Annotated in this window: 21 protein-coding genes and 1 tRNA gene; 6 read left to right on the top strand and 16 right to left on the bottom strand. The window is 66.6% G+C overall.

Annotated elements, in window-relative coordinates; translation table 11 throughout:
• The first annotated feature begins 63 nt into the window (after positions 1-63).
• Together HLA98_RS00130 and HLA98_RS00135 are read left to right on the top strand one after the other, a co-directional pair.
• A complete protein-coding gene (locus HLA98_RS00130) occupies positions 64-1,368 on the top strand; it encodes a hemolysin family protein (RefSeq protein ID WP_057499498.1) in 1,305 nt (434 codons plus the stop codon).
• Positions 1,352-2,011, top strand: coding sequence for an exopolysaccharide biosynthesis protein (locus HLA98_RS00135; RefSeq protein ID WP_049448162.1), 660 nt, complete (start codon positions 1,352-1,354; stop codon positions 2,009-2,011). The genes HLA98_RS00130 and HLA98_RS00135 overlap by 17 nt, the downstream gene beginning before the upstream one ends.
• A gap of 92 nt (positions 2,012-2,103) precedes the next feature.
• Here HLA98_RS00135 and HLA98_RS00140 read toward each other — a convergent pair whose 3' ends face one another.
• From HLA98_RS00140 to HLA98_RS00155, 4 genes are all read right to left on the bottom strand, one after another.
• A complete protein-coding gene (locus HLA98_RS00140) occupies positions 2,104-2,601 on the bottom strand; it encodes a pyridoxamine 5'-phosphate oxidase family protein (protein WP_049448161.1) in 498 nt (165 codons plus the stop codon).
• Between the two features lie 68 nt (positions 2,602-2,669).
• Entirely contained in the window at positions 2,670-3,665 is a 996-nt protein-coding gene (locus tag HLA98_RS00145) for an LLM class flavin-dependent oxidoreductase (protein ID WP_057499499.1), read from the bottom strand.
• Between the two features lie 192 nt (positions 3,666-3,857).
• Positions 3,858-4,625: a sulfurtransferase gene (locus HLA98_RS00150; RefSeq protein WP_057499500.1), complete on the bottom strand. Its 768-nt coding sequence runs from the start codon at positions 4,623-4,625 to the stop codon at positions 3,858-3,860.
• A gap of 290 nt (positions 4,626-4,915) precedes the next feature.
• The gene (locus HLA98_RS00155) at positions 4,916-5,281 is read right to left on the bottom strand and encodes a DUF6164 family protein (protein ID WP_057499585.1); all 366 of its coding nucleotides are present in this window, start codon (positions 5,279-5,281) and stop codon (positions 4,916-4,918) included.
• Positions 5,282-5,350: 69 nt separating this feature from the next.
• Here HLA98_RS00155 and HLA98_RS00160 point away from each other — a divergent pair, with 69 nt between their 5' ends.
• Positions 5,351-5,785: an FKBP-type peptidyl-prolyl cis-trans isomerase gene (locus HLA98_RS00160; RefSeq protein WP_057499584.1), complete on the top strand. Its 435-nt coding sequence runs from the start codon at positions 5,351-5,353 to the stop codon at positions 5,783-5,785.
• Positions 5,772-7,019: a TIGR03862 family flavoprotein gene (locus tag HLA98_RS00165; protein WP_057499583.1), complete on the top strand. Its 1,248-nt coding sequence runs from the start codon at positions 5,772-5,774 to the stop codon at positions 7,017-7,019. Before HLA98_RS00160 ends, HLA98_RS00165 begins: the two co-directional genes overlap by 14 nt.
• 97 nt (positions 7,020-7,116) lie before the next feature.
• Here the strand turns inward: HLA98_RS00165 and HLA98_RS00170 are convergent, their stop codons facing one another.
• From HLA98_RS00170 to HLA98_RS00185, 4 genes are all read right to left on the bottom strand, one after another.
• The gene (locus HLA98_RS00170) at positions 7,117-7,578 is read right to left on the bottom strand and encodes a GNAT family N-acetyltransferase (RefSeq protein ID WP_057499582.1); all 462 of its coding nucleotides are present in this window, start codon (positions 7,576-7,578) and stop codon (positions 7,117-7,119) included.
• A gap of 102 nt (positions 7,579-7,680) precedes the next feature.
• Positions 7,681-9,303, bottom strand: a complete 1,623-nt coding sequence (locus HLA98_RS00175; RefSeq protein ID WP_043402155.1) for an FMN-binding glutamate synthase family protein — start codon at positions 9,301-9,303, stop codon at positions 7,681-7,683.
• A gap of 55 nt (positions 9,304-9,358) precedes the next feature.
• On the bottom strand, positions 9,359-10,645 hold the full coding sequence (locus HLA98_RS00180) for a nucleotide sugar dehydrogenase (protein ID WP_057499581.1): 1,287 nt from the start codon (positions 10,643-10,645) through the stop codon (positions 9,359-9,361).
• Between the two features lie 141 nt (positions 10,646-10,786).
• Positions 10,787-11,221, bottom strand: coding sequence for a BLUF domain-containing protein (locus HLA98_RS00185; protein WP_049447502.1), 435 nt, complete (start codon positions 11,219-11,221; stop codon positions 10,787-10,789).
• A 131-nt stretch (positions 11,222-11,352) separates the two neighbouring features.
• Between HLA98_RS00185 and HLA98_RS00190 the strand changes: the two genes are divergently transcribed.
• Positions 11,353-11,439 (top strand) — tRNA-Leu (locus HLA98_RS00190).
• 125 nt (positions 11,440-11,564) lie between these two features.
• Here the strand turns inward: HLA98_RS00190 and HLA98_RS00195 are convergent.
• The gene (locus HLA98_RS00195) at positions 11,565-12,068 is read right to left on the bottom strand and encodes a hypothetical protein (RefSeq protein WP_057499580.1); all 504 of its coding nucleotides are present in this window, start codon (positions 12,066-12,068) and stop codon (positions 11,565-11,567) included.
• Positions 12,069-12,313: 245 nt separating this feature from the next.
• Between HLA98_RS00195 and HLA98_RS00200 the strand changes: the two genes are divergently transcribed.
• Positions 12,314-12,979 (top strand): SOS response-associated peptidase, encoded by a 666-nt coding sequence (locus tag HLA98_RS00200; protein WP_057499579.1) that lies wholly within the window; start codon positions 12,314-12,316, stop codon positions 12,977-12,979.
• A gap of 9 nt (positions 12,980-12,988) precedes the next feature.
• Here HLA98_RS00200 and HLA98_RS00205 read toward each other — a convergent pair whose 3' ends face one another.
• Genes HLA98_RS00205 through HLA98_RS00235 form a run of 7 tightly spaced genes read right to left on the bottom strand, consistent with a single transcriptional unit; the run spans position 12,989 to position 16,617 of the window.
• The gene (locus HLA98_RS00205) at positions 12,989-14,173 is read right to left on the bottom strand and encodes a tail fiber domain-containing protein (RefSeq protein WP_057499578.1); all 1,185 of its coding nucleotides are present in this window, start codon (positions 14,171-14,173) and stop codon (positions 12,989-12,991) included.
• Positions 14,173-14,952 (bottom strand): hypothetical protein, encoded by a 780-nt coding sequence (locus HLA98_RS00210; protein WP_057499577.1) that lies wholly within the window; start codon positions 14,950-14,952, stop codon positions 14,173-14,175. The genes HLA98_RS00205 and HLA98_RS00210 overlap by 1 nt, the downstream gene beginning before the upstream one ends.
• Positions 14,952-15,215 (bottom strand): Rz1-like lysis system protein LysC, encoded by a 264-nt coding sequence (gene lysC / locus HLA98_RS00215; protein WP_057499576.1) that lies wholly within the window; start codon positions 15,213-15,215, stop codon positions 14,952-14,954. The genes HLA98_RS00210 and lysC overlap by 1 nt, the downstream gene beginning before the upstream one ends.
• Positions 15,191-15,625: a hypothetical protein gene (locus tag HLA98_RS00220; RefSeq protein WP_057499575.1), complete on the bottom strand. Its 435-nt coding sequence runs from the start codon at positions 15,623-15,625 to the stop codon at positions 15,191-15,193. The genes lysC and HLA98_RS00220 overlap by 25 nt, the downstream gene beginning before the upstream one ends.
• Positions 15,612-15,854, bottom strand: a complete 243-nt coding sequence (locus tag HLA98_RS00225) for a hypothetical protein (protein ID WP_129550542.1) — start codon at positions 15,852-15,854, stop codon at positions 15,612-15,614. The genes HLA98_RS00220 and HLA98_RS00225 overlap by 14 nt, the downstream gene beginning before the upstream one ends.
• Entirely contained in the window at positions 15,851-16,168 is a 318-nt protein-coding gene (locus HLA98_RS00230; protein WP_005412901.1) for a hypothetical protein, read from the bottom strand. Before HLA98_RS00230 ends, HLA98_RS00225 begins: the two co-directional genes overlap by 4 nt.
• On the bottom strand, positions 16,165-16,617 hold the full coding sequence (locus tag HLA98_RS00235) for a lysozyme (protein WP_057499574.1): 453 nt from the start codon (positions 16,615-16,617) through the stop codon (positions 16,165-16,167). The genes HLA98_RS00230 and HLA98_RS00235 overlap by 4 nt, the downstream gene beginning before the upstream one ends.
• Positions 16,618-16,654 lie beyond the last annotated feature (37 nt).

Genomic DNA, 16,654 nt, shown 5'->3' on the forward strand with positions numbered 1-16,654 from the left:
CCTGCCGCCATCGCCAGCACACGCCCTCCCTGCCACCAACCGGGGACGACGCCCGTGTTTGAAATGATCCTGATTGTCTTTGCGCTTGTTCTGCTGAACGGGTTCTTCGCCATGTCCGAGATGTCGGTCATGACCTCGCGCAAGAGCCGCCTGAAGCAGATGGCCGCCACCTCCAAGCGTGCCGCCAAGGCGCTGGAGCTGTCGGAGAAGCCGGAGAGCTTCTTGTCCACCGTGCAGATCGGCATCACCGTGATCGGCGTACTGACCGGCTACCTTGGCGGTGAGGCGCTGGGCGAGGCCTTCGGTGGCTGGATCCAGGGCCTGATGCCGGGCTTTGCCTATGCCGGCAGCATCGGTACCGCGCTGGCGGTCAGCCTGATCACTTTCATCACGCTGATCTTCGGTGAACTGGTACCCAAGCGCCTGGCACTGACCCGCTCGGAAGCCATTGCCGGGCTGGTCGCGATGCCGATGAGCTGGCTGGCCAAGCTCGCCCTGCCCTTCGTCTGGCTGCTGTCCAAGACCACCCAGTTGGTGCTGCGCCTGTTCGGCCTTGGCAAGGACGAAGTCGCCTCGGTGACGGAAGAAGAGATCCGCATGCTGGTGGCCGAAAGCCACGAGGCCGGCGTGATCGACGCCCACGAGCGCGACATGATGAACCGCGTCATGCGCCTGGGCGACCGCACCGCCGACAGCCTGATGACCCCGCGCAACCGCATCGCTTGGCTGGATACCCAGGGCGGGCTGGAGCGCAATCTGGAAATCATGGCCGAGCACGAGTTTTCGCGGTACCCGGTGTACCGCGACAACGACATGGACGTGGTCGGCGTACTCGAACTGAAATCGCTGGCCACGCGCATGGCGCGCGGTGACAACGCGCTGTTCCAGACCCTGCGCGAACCGCTGTATGTCTCCGAATCGACCCACGCGATGAAGCTGTTGGAGATCTTCCGCGAGGAACAGCAGTCGATGGCGCTGGTGGTGGACGAGTACGGCGAGATCCAGGGCCTGGTGACCATCAGCGACCTGATGGGCGCCGTGGTCGGCCGCCTGCAGGCAGTGGAGAATGCCGACGAAGATGCGCTGGTGGTGACCCGCGAGGACGGCTCGTTGCTGGTGGACGGCTCGCTGCCGATCGAGGACCTGCGCGAGCTGATCGGCAGCAACGACCTGCCCGATGCCGAGGATGGCGACTACTACACGCTGGCCGGCATGTGCATCCACTACTTCGGCCGCATTCCGCATGCAGGCGAGTACTTCGACTGGGCCGGCTGGCGCTTCGAGGTGGTCGATCTGGACGGTGCGCGGGTGGACAAGCTGCTGCTGCGCACGCTGTCCGACGAGCAGGCCGATGAGCTCACCGCCTGAGGCTGGCCAGGGTCCGGGCGCTGATCGCCCGGCCTACCGCAATGAGGGCATCCGTACCCTCCTGGAGATGTTCGCCTCCGGCGATCCCGCCGAGCACATGCCGCTCGGCCAGATCCTCAGCAACCTGCAGCAGAGCGCGTTCGGCGTGTTCCTGTTCGTGGCGATCCTGCCCTCGTTCATCCCGATTCCAGGCCTGGGCGGTGCGGTCAGCGGTCCCCTGGTGATCCTGATCGGCCTGCAGATGCTGTTCTGCCTGCGCCGCCCCTGGCTGCCCGGTTTCATCGCCCGCCGCGGGCCCAGGCGCAGCACCATGCACCGTTTCCTGGACCGCATCGACCGCCCGCTGCGGCGGCTCGACCGGATGCTGTCGCCGCGCCTGCCGCAACTGCTGACACCGCTGCCGGCGCATGCCTTCAGCGGCCTTCTGCTGGTGCTGCTGGGGGTCCTGCTGTCGCTGCCGATTCCGTTCACCAACTTCCTGTTCGGCTTCCAGCTGCTGCTGTTCTCGCTGGCGCTGCTGGAACGTGACGGCGCGCTGATGCTGTTCAACTGGATCGCGGCGTTGGTGGCGATCGCGTTCTTCGGTTTCAGTTCGGGGCAGCTGGTGGGTTACATCGTGGATCTGTTCCAGCGCTGGTTCTGAACCGGACTCCGCTGGAGCCGGCATCTGGCCGGCTGCCACGTTTCCAGTGTTGCCGGCCAGTGGCCGGCACTACCAATACCGGACCTCAGCCATCACCGTAGGTCAATGAATCCGTTGTCGGCCAACGCCGCCGGTTCATCCTGCACCGCCGACAGCACGAATGTCAGCGCCTTGCCCAGCAGCGTACCCGGACCATCCCAGTATTCGGCGCTGTCGGCGCGTACATGGATCAGGCGCAGGTTCGGGTCGTCCTTGCCGCCCGGGAAGAACAGCTTCATCGCCGGCGACCACAGCGCCTCGATCTTCGCGCGATCATCGACAACCCGCGCGCGCCCCGCCACAGACACATAGGTATTCTTCGATGGCGAGGCATAGGCCACGTTGACGCGCGGGTCGAGCGCGATCTCGGCCACCTTCGGGCTGTCGGCAGTGATGACGAACCAGAGGTCACCGTCAAAGGTGACCTGCTGGGTGGCCAGGGGCCGGCTGTAGAGCCGTCCGTCGACGCCGGTGGTAGTGAACATCGCCACCTCTACGTCCTTGATCAGTTCTGCCAGTTGGGCGATGTGTTCGGCGCGGGTGTCGGCCATGTGGGGGCTCCATTGGTGTGAGCCCCCATCAGACGCGGTTCGGCCGCAATGGGCCGTGACGCAATTGTTCAGCCCGCGTGGCGGGCGTGCCAGACCTGCATCGCCAGTTCGAACGAGCGCAGGCGCGCGCGGTGGTCGTACAGGTTGGCGGTGAGCATCAGCTCGTCCGGCTTGTGCCGCTCGACGAACGCGGCGATGCCATCCGCCACCTGCTGCGGATCGCCCAGCACGGTGCAGGCCAGTGCCCGCTCCACGCCCAGTTTTTCGTGCGGCTCCCAGAAGGACTCGATGTCGTCGATGGGTGCCGGAATCTTGCCCGGTCGGCCGCGACGCAGGTTCACGAAACTCTGCTGCTGGCTGGTGAACAGACGGCGCGATTCGGCCTCGCTGTCGCTGGCGACAACGTTCAGGGCCAGCATCGCGTGCGGCTGCTTCAGCGTGGCCGAGGGGCGGAACTCGCGGCGGTATACCGCCAGGGCTTCGTCCATCACATCGGGCGCGAAGTGCGAGGCGAACGCATACGGCAGGCCCATCGAGGCCGCCATGCGCGCACCGAACAGGCTGGAACCGAGGATCCAGGTCGGCACCCGCAGGCCACCACCCGGAACGGCCTGCACCGCCTGCCCGGGCTGCACCGGCTCGAAGTAGTGCAGCAGCTCGCGCACGTCTTGCGGGAACTGGTCGGCGCTGTCGAAGTAGCGGCGCAATGCGCGCGCGGTGGGCTGATCGGTGCCCGGCGCACGGCCCAGGCCGAGGTCGATGCGGTCCGGATACAGCGAGGCCAGCGTGCCGAACTGCTCGGCCACCTGCAGCGGCGCATGGTTGGGCAGCATGATGCCGCCGGCACCGACGCGGATGCGCTGGGTGCCGCCCGCCACGTGGCCGATCAGCACGGCCGTGGCCGCGCTGGCGATGCCGGGCATGTTGTGGTGTTCGGCCAGCCAGTAGCGGCGGTAGCCCAGCGCATCGGCGTGCTGGGCCAGTTCCAGCATGTTGGCGAAGGCGGCGGTGGTGTCACTGCCCTCGCAGACCGGGGCCAGGTCAAGGATCGACAACGGGATCATCAGGCGTTTTTCCGTCACAGGATCCCCCATGCATGGGGTCGGCCAGGCGCCGCGGCCAGTGACGGTGGCGGGATGCTGATTCCCGTGGGGCAGGTTCAGCGCCTGCCGGACCGTGTAGAGCCGAGCCCATGCTCGGCTGCTGTTGGTTGATAAAAGGCAGCCGAGCATGGGCTCGGCTCTACAGAAGCGCGATCAGAACGCGCTGGGGCGCGGCTCGGCCAGCGGCTGGTCGACCATCGGCTTCAGCTCGGCATCCAGCGCCACGCGCTCATCGAACACAAAGCAGCGGCCTTCGTAGCCTTCGCCGCCCACCTCCTCGAAGTAGCCGAGGATGCCACCGTCCAGCTGCAGCACGTTGTCCATGCCGTCGTTGACCATCCACAGCGCAGCCTTCTCGCAGCGGATGCCGCCGGTGCAGAAACTGACCACGGTGCTGTCCTTCAGCGCTTCGCGGTGCGGTGCCAACGCCTCGGGCAGGTCGGTGAACTTGTGGATGGGCAGCACCAGCGCATCCTTGAAGGTGCCGTACTCCACCTCCTGCAGGTTGCGGGTATCGAGCATCACCACCGGCTTGCCGGCGTCGTCATGCCCCTGTCGCAGCCACCGCTGCACCGTGGCCGGATCGACCGCCGGCGCGCGCGGGTACTCCAACGGCTGGCCGTCATCGCGGCGGAAGCTGATGATCTCGTCCTTCACCTTGGCCTTCAGCCGCGCGAACGGTTGATGCTGACTGAGGCTGGTCTTGACCCGCATATCGGCAAACCGCGCGTCAGAACGCAGCGCCGCGTAGAAACCCTCGACCGCCTCCGGCGCACCCGCCAGGAACAGGTTCAGTCCCTCGCCCGCCACCAGGATCGTGCCGCGCAGCTGCGCCGCCTCGGCACGCGCCAGCAGCTGGTCGCACAGGGCCTGGGGAGCGTCGATGACGGCGAAATGGTAGGCAGCAGTATTGGCGATCATTGCGCCATTTTAGCGCCTCCCGCCCGCACAGACAGATTCAGGGGTCAGTGCCCTCTGCGCAGCAGAGGGATCCGACCCCAAGCCCGGCAGACACCCGGAATCTGTCAGGGGTGGGGCGGTGTGGGCAGGCGGGGGCGCAGAGCGCCATGGATGGCGCTCTACGAGGCACGCAGGAGCAGCTTTTGCCGTCCCCTGCCTGCCCACACCGCCCCACCCTCCCACTGAAGCCCGGCTTTTGACGTTGCCGTTGCGTCTGCGGGTGCCGGGTGCAACCCGGCCAGAAGCCCCCTTTACCCCCGCAACAACACGAACGGCAGCAGCACCAGCGCCGCCGCAGCGGCCATCGCCAGCAGCACCAGCACCACGAACAGCGGCCGCCGCCGGAACAGGCTGCCGAACGTCTCCGCCGTGCCCTCGCGCAACGCGTGCTCACGCTCGGCACGGATGCGCGGCCCGCGTTCGGCTTGGTATTCCGCCATCAGCGCCTTCGCACGCGGATGATCGGCGTCCTCGCGCAGCCACAGGCCGCCGTTGGAAATGCCCCAGGGGCTGGGTTCGGTGCGATACCAGGCGATGCCGTGCTGGTCGAGCAGCGTGCAGACATCGGCATATTCGTCGTCGCCGACATTGCGCAGATTGAGCAGGAGTTTTGCCATGCCCCATGATACCCGGCGCCGATGCGCTACCCTTGCCGCCCTCGCCCTGCGCCTTAACGGAGACGCCCGATGCGCCGCCTGCTGCTTCCCCTGCTGCTGTCCCTCGCCGCCGCTGGCTGCTCGACCGAACCGTCCGGCCCGCCGCCGGGTGGCACCCTGACCACCTTCGAGCGCATCGACACCGTGCCCGGTACCGGCGCCGAAGCCGTTGCCGGCAGCAAGGTCACCGTGCACTACACCGGCTGGATCTACGACAACCGCACCGAAACCAAGCACGGCAAGACCTTCGACAGTTCGGTCAGCCGTGGCGAACCGTTCACCTTCGCGCTCGGCGCCGGCCAGGTCATCCGCGGCTGGGATGAAGGCGTGGCCGGCATGAAGGTCGGCGGCAAGCGCACGCTGATGATCCCGCCGGACTACGGCTACGGCGACCGCCGGGTTGGCCAGATCCCGGCCGGCTCGTCGCTGGTGTTCGATGTCGAGCTGCTCGATGTCAAACCGTAATACCGCAACGCCCCATCGGGTCGCCGTCATCGGCGGCGGCCCGGCCGGCCTGTTCGCCGCCGAGCGCCTGCGCGCCGCTGGGCTGGACGTGGACCTGTACGAGGCCAAGGGTTCGCCCGGCCGCAAGTTCCTGATCGCCGGCAAGGGCGGTCTCAATCTCACCCATTCCGATCCGCGGCCACTGTTCGACAGCCGTTACCGCGAGCGGGCCTCTGCCGTCGGCAGCTGGCTGGATGGCTTCGACGCGCAGGCGCTGCGCGACTGGGCTGCCGGCTTTGGCGTGGAGACCTATGTCGGCAGCTCCGGCCGCGTGTTCCCGGTCGACCGCAAGGCTGCGCCCCTGCTGCGCGGCTGGGTGCGCCGCCTGAAAGAACAGGGGGTGCGCCTGCATGCCAACCACCGCTGGGTCGGCTGGAGTGACGACGGCGCCCTGCGATTTGAAACCGAAAGCGACGCCGTTGAAGTGCATGCCGATGCCACACTACTGGCAATGGGCGGCGGCAGCTGGCCGCAGCTGGGCAGCGACGGCGCCTGGGTCCCGCCATTGCTGGCCCGTGGCGTGGACATCGCACCGCTGCAGTCGGCCAACTGCGGTTTCGACGTGGACTGGACCCCGTTCTTCGCCCAGCGCAATGCCGGCGCGCCGTTGAAGCCGGTGATCGCACACTTGATCGATCTGGCCGGACGGCCACAGTCGCTGCAGGGCGAATGCGTGGCCAGCGAGTACGGCATCGAAGGCAGCCTGATCTATGCGTTGGCGGCGGACCTGCGCGAGACCATCAACCGCGATGGCCACGCGATGCTGTGGCTGGACCTGGTGCCGGGCCGCGACGAGGCGCGCCTGCTGGCCGATCTGTCACGCCCGCGCAAGGGCCGCAGCTTCGGCGAGCACCTGCGCCGCCAGGCCGGCCTGGATGCAGTGAAGGCCGCACTGGTGTTCGAGATTCTGGGTAAAGAAGCGGGCAACGACCTGCCTGCCGTGGCGGCTACGCTCAAGCGCCTGCCGCTACGGCTGCTGCGTCCCCGGCCGATGGCCGAGGTGATCAGCACCGCCGGTGGCGTACGCCTGGATGCGCTGGATGATGGCCTGATGCTGCGGGCAGTGCCCGGCGTGTTCTGTGCCGGCGAGATGCTGGACTGGGAGGCACCGACGGGTGGCTACCTGCTGACCGCGTGCTACGCCAGTGGCCTGCGTGCTGCGGAAGGCGTGATCGGGTGGCTGGCGGAGCGGTGACGCCTGCCTTGTAGCGTCGAGCCATGCTCGACTGCTTCATCGATTGAATCAAAAGCAGTCGAGCATGGCTCGACTCCACAAAAGCCGTCGAGCTACATCACCACGGCCGGCGCATGCTCACCGAGGCCAGCGCCACGCCGCTGGGATGTGGGTAGGCCTCTTCGCGCACGCTGACGAAGCCGTGCCGTTGATAGAACGGCACGGCATTGAGCGAGGCCGACAGCACCACCTCACGCTCACGATCGGCCATTGCCAGCAGCCGCTGCATCAGCGCCTGACCGATGCCCTGGCCGCCACGATCGGGATCAACAAACAACGCATCGACTTCATTGGCATCGACATCGAACACCCCGAAACCAAGCAGGACACCCTCGCGGTCCTCGGCCACCACGCACCCGCCCTGCGACAACAGCCGCGCGTACTGCAACGGTGGCGGCGAGGCCGACCATGGCGCGATGACCTCGGGTGGGTAATGACTGCTGCAGGTCTCGCGAACGCACCGCGTACGCAATGCCCACAGCGTGGCCACGTCGTCCATGGTGCCGGTCCTGAACTGCATGACATCTCCTTGTAGCGTCGAGCCATGCTCGACCGTTCTTCGTTCCGACGTCGCGATGCCCGATCGAAAGGCAGTCGAGCATGGCTCGACTCTACAGAATCGTTATCGCGACTTGCTGGCGCGCAGCGCCTGGATCTTCGGCGGCGGCTGGAACGAGTCGCTGCGCGCATCGGCCCAGAACGCATGGAACACCGCATGGTCTGGCACCTTGTGCAGCAGCTCGCCCGGTTCCAGGTAGCGGTACAGCGAGGCCAGCGAACGGATCTCCACCGGCGAAACACGGCGCAGGATGTGTTCCGGCCCCAGTTCAGCCGGATCGTTCAGGCCCGCGGCACACAGCAGTTCCTTCAAGGCATGCAGCGTGTGCTCGTGGTAGCTGTACACACGGGTGGCCTTGTCCGGTGCATCCAGATGCTTCCAGCGCGCGGGATCCTGGGTCGCGATGCCGGTCGGGCACTTGTCGGTGTGGCAGCTCAGTGATTGGATGCAGCCCAGCGCGAACATGAAGCCTCGCCCGGCATTGCACCAGTCGGCCCCCAGCGCGATGGTCCGCGCGATATCGAACGCGCTGGTGATCTTGCCCGCCGCACCGATGCGGATGCGGTCGCGCAGGTCGAGGCCGACCAGGGTGTTATGCACCAGCAGCAGCGCCTCGTGCATCGGCACGCCGACATGGTCGACGAACTCTGCCGGTGCCGCACCGGTGCCGCCCTCGGCGCCGTCGACCACGATGAAATCCGGCAGCAATCCGGTTTCCTGCATCGCCTTGGCAATGCCGAACCACTCCCACGGGTGGCCGATGGCCAGCTTGAAACCGACCGGCTTGCCACCGGAAAGCTCGCGCAGGCGGGCGACGAACTGCAGCAGCTCGACCGGCGTCGAGAACGCCGAGTGACGCGATGGCGACACGCAGTCCACCCCCATCGGCACGCCACGCGTCACCGAGATCTCGGCCGTCACCTTCGGCGCCGGCAGCACGCCACCGTGGCCCGGCTTGGCGCCCTGCGACAGCTTGATCTCGATCATCTTGACCTGGTCATGGGTGGCGTTGGCAACGAAGCGCTCCTCGCTGAAACCGCCCTTCTCGTCACGGCAACCGAAGTAGCCCGAGCCGATCTCCCACACCAGGTCACCGCCCATCTCGCGGTGGTAGGGCGAAATCGAGCCCTCGCCGGTGTCGTGGTAGAAGCCGCCCTGGCGCGCGCCTTCGTTCAGCGCACGGATGGCGTTGGCCGACAGTGAACCGAAGCTCATCGCCGAGATGTTGAACACGCTGGCCGAATAGGGCTTGGCACAGTTCGGGCCGATCAACACGCGGAAGTCATGCTTGGCGATGGCGGTTGGCGCCAGCGAATGGTTGATCCACTCGTAGTCCACCGCATAGGTGCTGCGCAGGGTACCGAACGGCACCGTGTCCATCTCGTTCTTGGCGCGCTGGTAGATCAGTGCCCGCTGCTGGCGCGAGAACGGCACGTCTTCCAGGTCACTCTGCACGAAGTACTGGCGGATCTCCGGGCCGATCGATTCCAGCCCGTAGCGGAAGTGCGCCATCACCGGATAGTTGCGGCGCAGCGTGCTGCGCTTCTGCAGCAGATCCCAGGTCCCCAGCGCCACCATCGCGGCAGTCAGGCCGACGCCCCAATACCAGGCCGGCCAGATCGTGGCCAGCCACAGGCATATCGGGAACATCAGGATGGCGAGCAGGTAGACGATATACCGGTGCATGGCTTTCCTCGGTTGCAACTGCCCCCGAGTCTACCGCGCCGCTCGCTGCCAAGGCTTACAAACGATCGTCAACCACGTTGCGCGGCCAGGCCGACTTCACGTCGTAGACCAGGCCACCTGGCGCCAGCAGCGCCCGGATTGCACCTTCATCCATCGCCTTGAAGCGGGCATGGGCCACTGCCAGCACCACCGCGTCATAGCGCCCCGCCCCAGGCTCGGCCAGCCAGTCCAAGCCCTCGCCGGTCAATGCCGCCGGGCCGACCCACGGATCGCTGACCTCCACCTGCGCACCGGCATCGCGCAGCCGTTGCGCCAGTTCCAGCGCGCGGCTGTTGCGCAGGTCCGGGCAGTCCTCCTTGAAGGTCACGCCCAGCACCAGGATGCGTGCGTCCGCCGGCACACGGCCACGCTCGGCCAGCATCGCCAGCACCCGCGCCGCCACGTGCTCGCCTACGCGGTTGTTGACCTGTCGCGCGGTGTGGATCAGGTCCGGGTGATAGCCCACGCTCTCGGACTTGTGCAGCAGATAGTACGGATCGACGCCGATGCAGTGACCACCGACCAGCCCCGGCCGGAACGGCAGGAAATTCCACTTGCTGCCGGCGGCGTCCAGCACGTCCTGGGTATCGATGCCAAGCCTGTCGAAGATCAGGGCCAGCTCGTTGACCAGCGCGATGTTGACGTCGCGCTGGATGTTCTCGACCACCTTGGCCGCTTCGGCCACCCGCATCGAAGGCGCCGGGAACGTACCGGCGGCGATGATGCGCTGGTAGAGGCCATCAATCACCGCAGCGACTTCCGGTGTCGAGCCGGAAGTGATCTTGCGGATGTCGGCCAGGCGCCGCTGGCGGTCGCCGGGACTGACCCGTTCCGGGCTGTAGCCGCAGTAGAAGTCTTCGTTGAAGCGCAGGCCCGAACCCTGTTCCAGCAGCGGCACGCACACTTCCTCGGTGGTACCGGGGTACACCGTGGACTCGTAGATCACCAGATCGCCGGCGCGAAGATGACTGGCAATCAGCCGTGTCGCCGAACGCAGGGGCTCCAGATCAGGCTGCTCGTATGCATCGATCGGGGTCGGCACGGTGACGATGTAGACGTTGCATGCATCGAGCAGGACCGGATCGCTGCCGTACTGCAGCTGCTGTGCACTGGCCAGCTCGTCGGCTTCCACTTCCAGCGTGTGGTCCTGGCCGCTGCGCAGCTCGGCGATGCGGCCGGCATCGATATCGAAGCCCAACGTCGGCCACTGCCGGCCAAACGCCACCGCCAACGGCAGGCCGACGTAGCCCAGGCCGATCACCGCAAACCGGGGCGCGCTGGCCGCCGCTACCGGCGCACTCATCGGCACATCCCGTGCAACGGATGCAATCGCACACACGCTGGCAGGGTTTCGGCCAACACACTCATTTGCTGCACCACTCCGGAAACCTGCGCCAGAAAGGCTACAGCCTACCGGCCCCGGCACCCTGTCGCCAAGGCGGGCTCAGGACCCCAACGCCACCGCGGCCGGTTCCAGTTCACCGTCGGCGCCGGTCCAGGCCTGCAGCAGACGCTCAAATCCACCGCTGCCAAGCAGGAAGCCGGGCCACGCGGCATCGGCAATCTGCGCCAGCAGCTCCGGCTCGATCCGTCGCGTGCCCATCGACCAGCGCGGAAATACGCGCTGCACCACGGGGGCACGGCACAGCACTTTCAGCTGCCCGTGGCTGCGCGCATTGAGGATGCGCTGGAACACCGAATCGATGCCGTCCTCCGGGCCTTCCAGATGCTGGAGGAAGCGTGCTCCGTCGAACATCAGGACACCGGTGACACCGGCTACACGATTGAATGCCGTGGCGTCGGCCAGCAGGCGGTCAAGATCGGTTGCCTGCAGATCGGCGCGGGCCTCACTGGTATAGGCGATCGCGTGCAGCGACATCAGGTGGCTCCCCCCCTGGGAACGGTGGCAGGGACTATGACATGAATGCGATCGACAGTTAAGCACGCTGCCGCCGCGATGGAATCCGGTCGCGCTACCGCAGGTGGGCTACAATCGGCGCCGCGCTGCAGGCCCGGATGGCGAAACTGGTAGACGCATCGGACTTAAAATCCGCCGGGGGCAACCCCATGCCGGTTCGATTCCGGCTCCGGGCACCAAGGCTTTTGCGACGATCATCGATCGCGTTTTCGCTCCGCAATTTTCTCGACGCTCCGCAATCTGCTCCAACGCATGATGCCAAGCGAGCAGCAGATGATGTCTGCGACGCAATGTCGCGGATGCCTCAAACACTCCGCCGCATCTGCTGCAGCCCTGCACTCACCCGCGCCTTGCTGCGGACGTCCCTCGCTCGGGGCTTCGTCTCTGCCGGCGGCTTGCGCGGTTCGAGCGCTGCCTTGATCCGCTCGATCTCCTTCACCCCAGCCTCGGCCAGGCGCCGGGCCTGTTGCTGCTGCTCGCGCGTAGGCGGCAGACCGGGCAGCGGCGGCTCCGGCTGGATCGGCGTGCTGTCGGTCAGCCGGGCAACAGCCTCACGCAGCGCCAGATCGGGATAGAGCCTGGCCGCACACCAGCGCTCGGCGTACCGCTTCGCCTGTCGGACATTGGCGGCGCGCACTTCCTTGGTGTGCCACATCTTCTGGCCTTCCATCCATAGCCGGACCCCAGGACCGCCATCAGGCGTGACGCTGGCCGTCTCGCGGCCGTTGTACCAGAGCGCCCAGCGCTCACCCGTCTGGACCCAGCCAGAGGGAATCGGAGCGGTGCGGAAGCCGTGGGAGGAACGCATGGCCGGAAGGATACGACCGGCCGTCGCAGATCCTGCGAACGCGGCAGCGACCTGCCTGAATCGTTCGGGATGGGTGCCGGCGCGGCGCTGCTCACGCGCCCCCGGGTTGAGCTGCCTGTGGCCCCGGATCCGGCAAGGTCAGGATGCCCGCCTTGGCCGGCCGGCCGCCATCGGGCAACCTCGCCCTGTCGGGTCGGGCTGTCCCTACACGCCCCGGGCACGGCCGGCCGGGCTACCCTCCGGCCATGTGCGGCCGATTCGTCCAGCTCCCCGTGATCGACTTCGGCCAGCCGGGGCTGGCTGACCTTGCCCCCGGCCTGGCCGAGATCCAGCCAAGCTACAACCTGGCGCCGACGCAGCGCGCGTCGGTGATCCTGGACCGCGGCGAGGGCCGGCAGGTCACCCGGCTGGCGTGGGGCCTGCTGCCGTTCTGGGCCAAGGCCAAGGGACTGCAGGGCTCGACCATCAACGCCCGCATCGAGACGGTGGCCACCAAGCCGGCCTTCCGGTCAGCCTTCAAGAAGCGCCGCTGCGTGATCCCGATGGCCGGCTACTACGAGTGGTCGGTCAGCTCGATCGACGAGAAAAAAGACCCCTGGTTCATCCATGCCACCGGGCCGCTGCTGGCCGCTGGCCTGTGGGAGGACACCAGCCCCCTGCTGCCCGACGGCAACCTGGGAACCTTCACCATCATCACCGGTGACAGCAGCGGAGTCTCGGCCGACATTCACGACCGCATGCCTGTGTGGCTACAGGCCGGCCAGATCGATGAGTGGATGGCCGCCAATCCGGACGATGCTATGGCCATGCTGCTGGCCAGCGAGCCGCCGGCGATGGAGGCCTACCGCGTCAGCCGCGCGGTGAACACGCCGCGGAACAACCGCGAGGACCTGTTGCAGCCGACCGCGTGATCGCCACCGTCAGGTTCTTGCCTCAATGGCTGCCAGCCGTGCGTCTAGCGCCTCGACCTTGGCAGCCTGAAGGTCATTCTCCGCAGCCAGCGCCGAGACCATGAAACACAGCAGCTCCTCTTTGCGGAAGCTGTAGCGGTTGCCAGCCTCGCGGGCCGCCTGGATCAGCTCACGGCCTGCCTCGACTGCTGCCTTGACCAGAACCCTTTTCGTACGGTGCACCGTGAGGACCGTGCCATTCTCTCCATAGATGTAGTCAGGGACCTCCTCATACACCGCCTCCTCTGCAGGCCACTCGTGCCACTGCTCCGGCTCGGCCTCCCACTCGTCGTAACAGATGAAGGAGTAGGCGAACGGATCGAGGCCATGCGCCTCCATCACAGCTATTGCAGCCTGCACAGTCGGGCCAGCGTGCAGCCGGTCGCCGGTCAGCCACTCCCAGATCATCGGCTCACGAGCCAGCGCGGAGCCTGCCTTTCGTTCCGCCACTGACTGCGGGCGCGGCTCGGTCTTGAGGCGGGCGTCGGAAGTGCTAATGGTGGTATTCGTTGCAAAAACCTGAGTCCATAGGTTGGATGCCAACCCGAGACTCATAACGTTTGTAACGTTTGGCTTTACGTTGGCGTGCGCAATTGAGAGAAATTGAGTCGGCTGTGTCTCATTGGTATCGGAGCAACCGATCAGGATGTCGGCACTGCGCGCCCGGATGTCGGACCGTCGCCTTGCGCCAGCGCTTCCGAAGAACATCGAAATACCAGTGGATGTCCCCCCAGGCTGACCGTAGATGATCTGCCCAGTCGCGCTTAGGTTCCACGTGTGCTGGGAATTCCAAGTCTTGTAGCCATCGACGGACTCATCCCCAGTAAGGCCAACAGCCCCGATAGCCGTCCTCTGCGCTGCTTGAGTGGTAGCTGCAAGGAGGGTGCGGCCGGCGCTGGTCAGGTCGTAGGTCGCCCATGCCGAGCCGCTGTAGTAGATCGACTTGTCAGCGGCGTAGGTCAGGCCCGCGATGCCGGTCAGGTCAGCGTCCAATGGCTGGTAGGCAGCAGCTGCAGCTGGACCAGTCAGCAGCGGGGTCACCGTGCCGCCGCTGTTCTTCGTGGACGGGACGCCGCTGGCATCAACAAACAGCGTCGTCTTGCTGGCAGGCGGGGTCGTGGCCGAAGCGCCTGCGGTATTGGTAAGAACGAACATCAGGAAACCTCCACAAGCGCGCCGTCCAGTTCAATGCTGGATCCGGCTCCGAATTCGATAGGAAGTGTGAAAAGCGCCTGCTGGTAGGCCGGAACAACGAACGTCTGCCCGTCAGGGATGAAGTACGGGACGAATCCGCCGCTCGCAGTGGCGCTGATGACGGGCCTACGCGGGTCAGTGTTGTCGACGGTGACGTTTGTGCCTGGGAGAACCTCCTGCACCGCGCTGTCGGCCTTGCCGAGCGAGGCGAGCACCTCCGCAGCCAGCGACAAGGTCGGCAGCCCTGCCACCGCATCGCCATTCGCCACTTCGATCTGCTGCGCCGTGCCGGTGATCGTGGCCGGCTTGGTCCCGGTGATTCGACCCTTCGCGTCTTTGGTGATCGCCAGCAGCGTGCCAGCGCCAGAGTCAGGGACGTCGGCTAGCCCGATCGTTGGGTTGCCCGCCTCGCCATCCGGGTTGGCGATCTCGATGCCCGGCCCCTGCTGAAACGTGCGAAGCGCCCATTCGCCGTCAGTCCTGCGGATCAAGAACCCCTTTCCAACAAGGGCCGCAATCTTGACCAGGTTTGCGGGCACCTCGCGAATCAGCTTCCAAACAGTCCACCGGTTGGCGTTCGGGTCGGTGGAGGTTGTCGGGTTGATGATCTGGTCCGGCCGCAGCACCGTCCCGTCAGGGCCCCTCAGGTCGACGCCCACCTGAGCACCCTTCGTCGCCCCGTCCTCGACCGTGACGAAGTTCCGGGGGTTCTGATGAAGCGGGACGCGCTGCTTCGCCATTACCGTCCCAGCGCGCGGATCTCGCCCATGCGGGTGTTGCAGTCCTGCAGGGCGAGCAGATTGGCGTTGTACGCGCTGACCACCGCCTCGACCGTGCGCGACGCTGCCCGGGTTGCTGGGCACGGTCGCGTGAGCCGGTCATCGACCGGGACCAGCTTCTCCACGGTCACATGGACCTTCTCGGGCAGCTTCGGCTGCTCGGGCTGGTGCGCGCAGCCGGCCAGCAGCATTGTGGTGATCAGAGCAAAGGAATTGAGCTGCACAGCTCCATCTCCAGTTGGGACCGGCATGCCGGTGTGGTCTTGGCGGCCTGTAGCGCCTTCTCTGCCGCAGTGGCCCGGCGCTGACCCTCGGCCGCTGCCGCTTCGGCCCGGCTCGCAGCAGCAGCCGATGCCTTGCGCGCCACCTCGGCGGCGTCGATCGATGCCTGGGTCTGTCGGTTCACCTCCTGCAGAAGCTCGCCGGCAGCGTTGGCCGCGCGCAGGTTCTCTGCCGCCTCCGCGCGCGCGACGTCGAGCTGGCGCTGAACCGCGCCGATCTGCTCCCGGTCAGCAGCGGCCTGGCGGTCCTCGCCGCGCTGGCAGCCGGCCACGAAGATGCCACCGGCTAGCGCGCACCAGACGCCAATGCGGATCAGACCCACGTACGGGCGGAGCGGATCAGGGATCAGCATGGCGGCTGCCCCTCGGCTTCTGCTTGAAGCTGGTGGCCACCGGGACCAGGAAGGCGCCGCCGACGGCCAGGCCGCCCAGCACGATCAGACCCCACTCTGGAAACAGGTTCTGCGCGCGCTCCGGCAGCAGCGCGTAGGCGCCAAGGGCAGCAGCCGCAGCCGCCGCAACAGTGGCCAGCCAAGTGCTGGCCCGACCGGCAACCCCTCGCCAGTTGAATCGGTCCTTCACTTCAGCCCCCTGAGCTGCTTCAGCTCCTTGATGTCCTGCTTGTTCTGCTCGACCTGCACGGCCTGCTTGGCCAGTTCGAGCTTCAGCGCCGGCACGTCGGCCAGCTGGGTGTTGAAGGTCTGCAGCTGCTGCTGCACGGTGGCCATCTGCTGGTTCGTGACCTGCTGCTGCGTCAGCACGGCCTGCATGGAGCTGATCAGCCAGTAGCCGCCGGCGATCATGAAGCTGGCGAAGGCGCCAACGATCCATTTCTCGACCGGGCCGAGCGAAATGCGGGTGCGGCCGTCCTGGCTCGGCTGGGCTTCCATGCTCATGCGCTCCCGCCCTGACCGTCGAACACGCGGCGCTCATCGGCTCGACGATTGGACAGGCCCTGCATGACCCTGCCGTTTGCCCTGTTCCAGCGCAGGAACTGAGCTGCAGCCCCTGCCACATCGCCGGCGTTGAACAGCTTCAGCAGGGTCGAGCTGCGGAATGCAGAGACGCCGATGTTGTAGGCCAGGCTGACCATCGCCCCGAGCTGCCGGTCGGTTGCCGGCCGTCGCAGCGCCGACCGCACGCCCTTGGCGAACCGGTCCAGATCGAGCGCCAGCCGGTCGTCGGCCTGCTTCTGGCTCCAACGGATGCCCTTTTCAATGCCAGGACCGGTGGCGCCGTAGCCGATCGTCCATGGCGCTCCACCGGTGGCAGGGTCGGGGTAGGCCTCCAAACGGCACCCCTCCCACTTCTTCACCAGCTGTACCGCGTATGCCAGGGCGCTCATGCCCGCTCCCCCATGTTTGATGGGGCAATGCTGCCGG

The sequence above is a fragment of the Stenotrophomonas africana genome, assembly GCF_013004645.1.
GTDB lineage: Bacteria > Pseudomonadota > Gammaproteobacteria > Xanthomonadales > Xanthomonadaceae > Stenotrophomonas > Stenotrophomonas africana.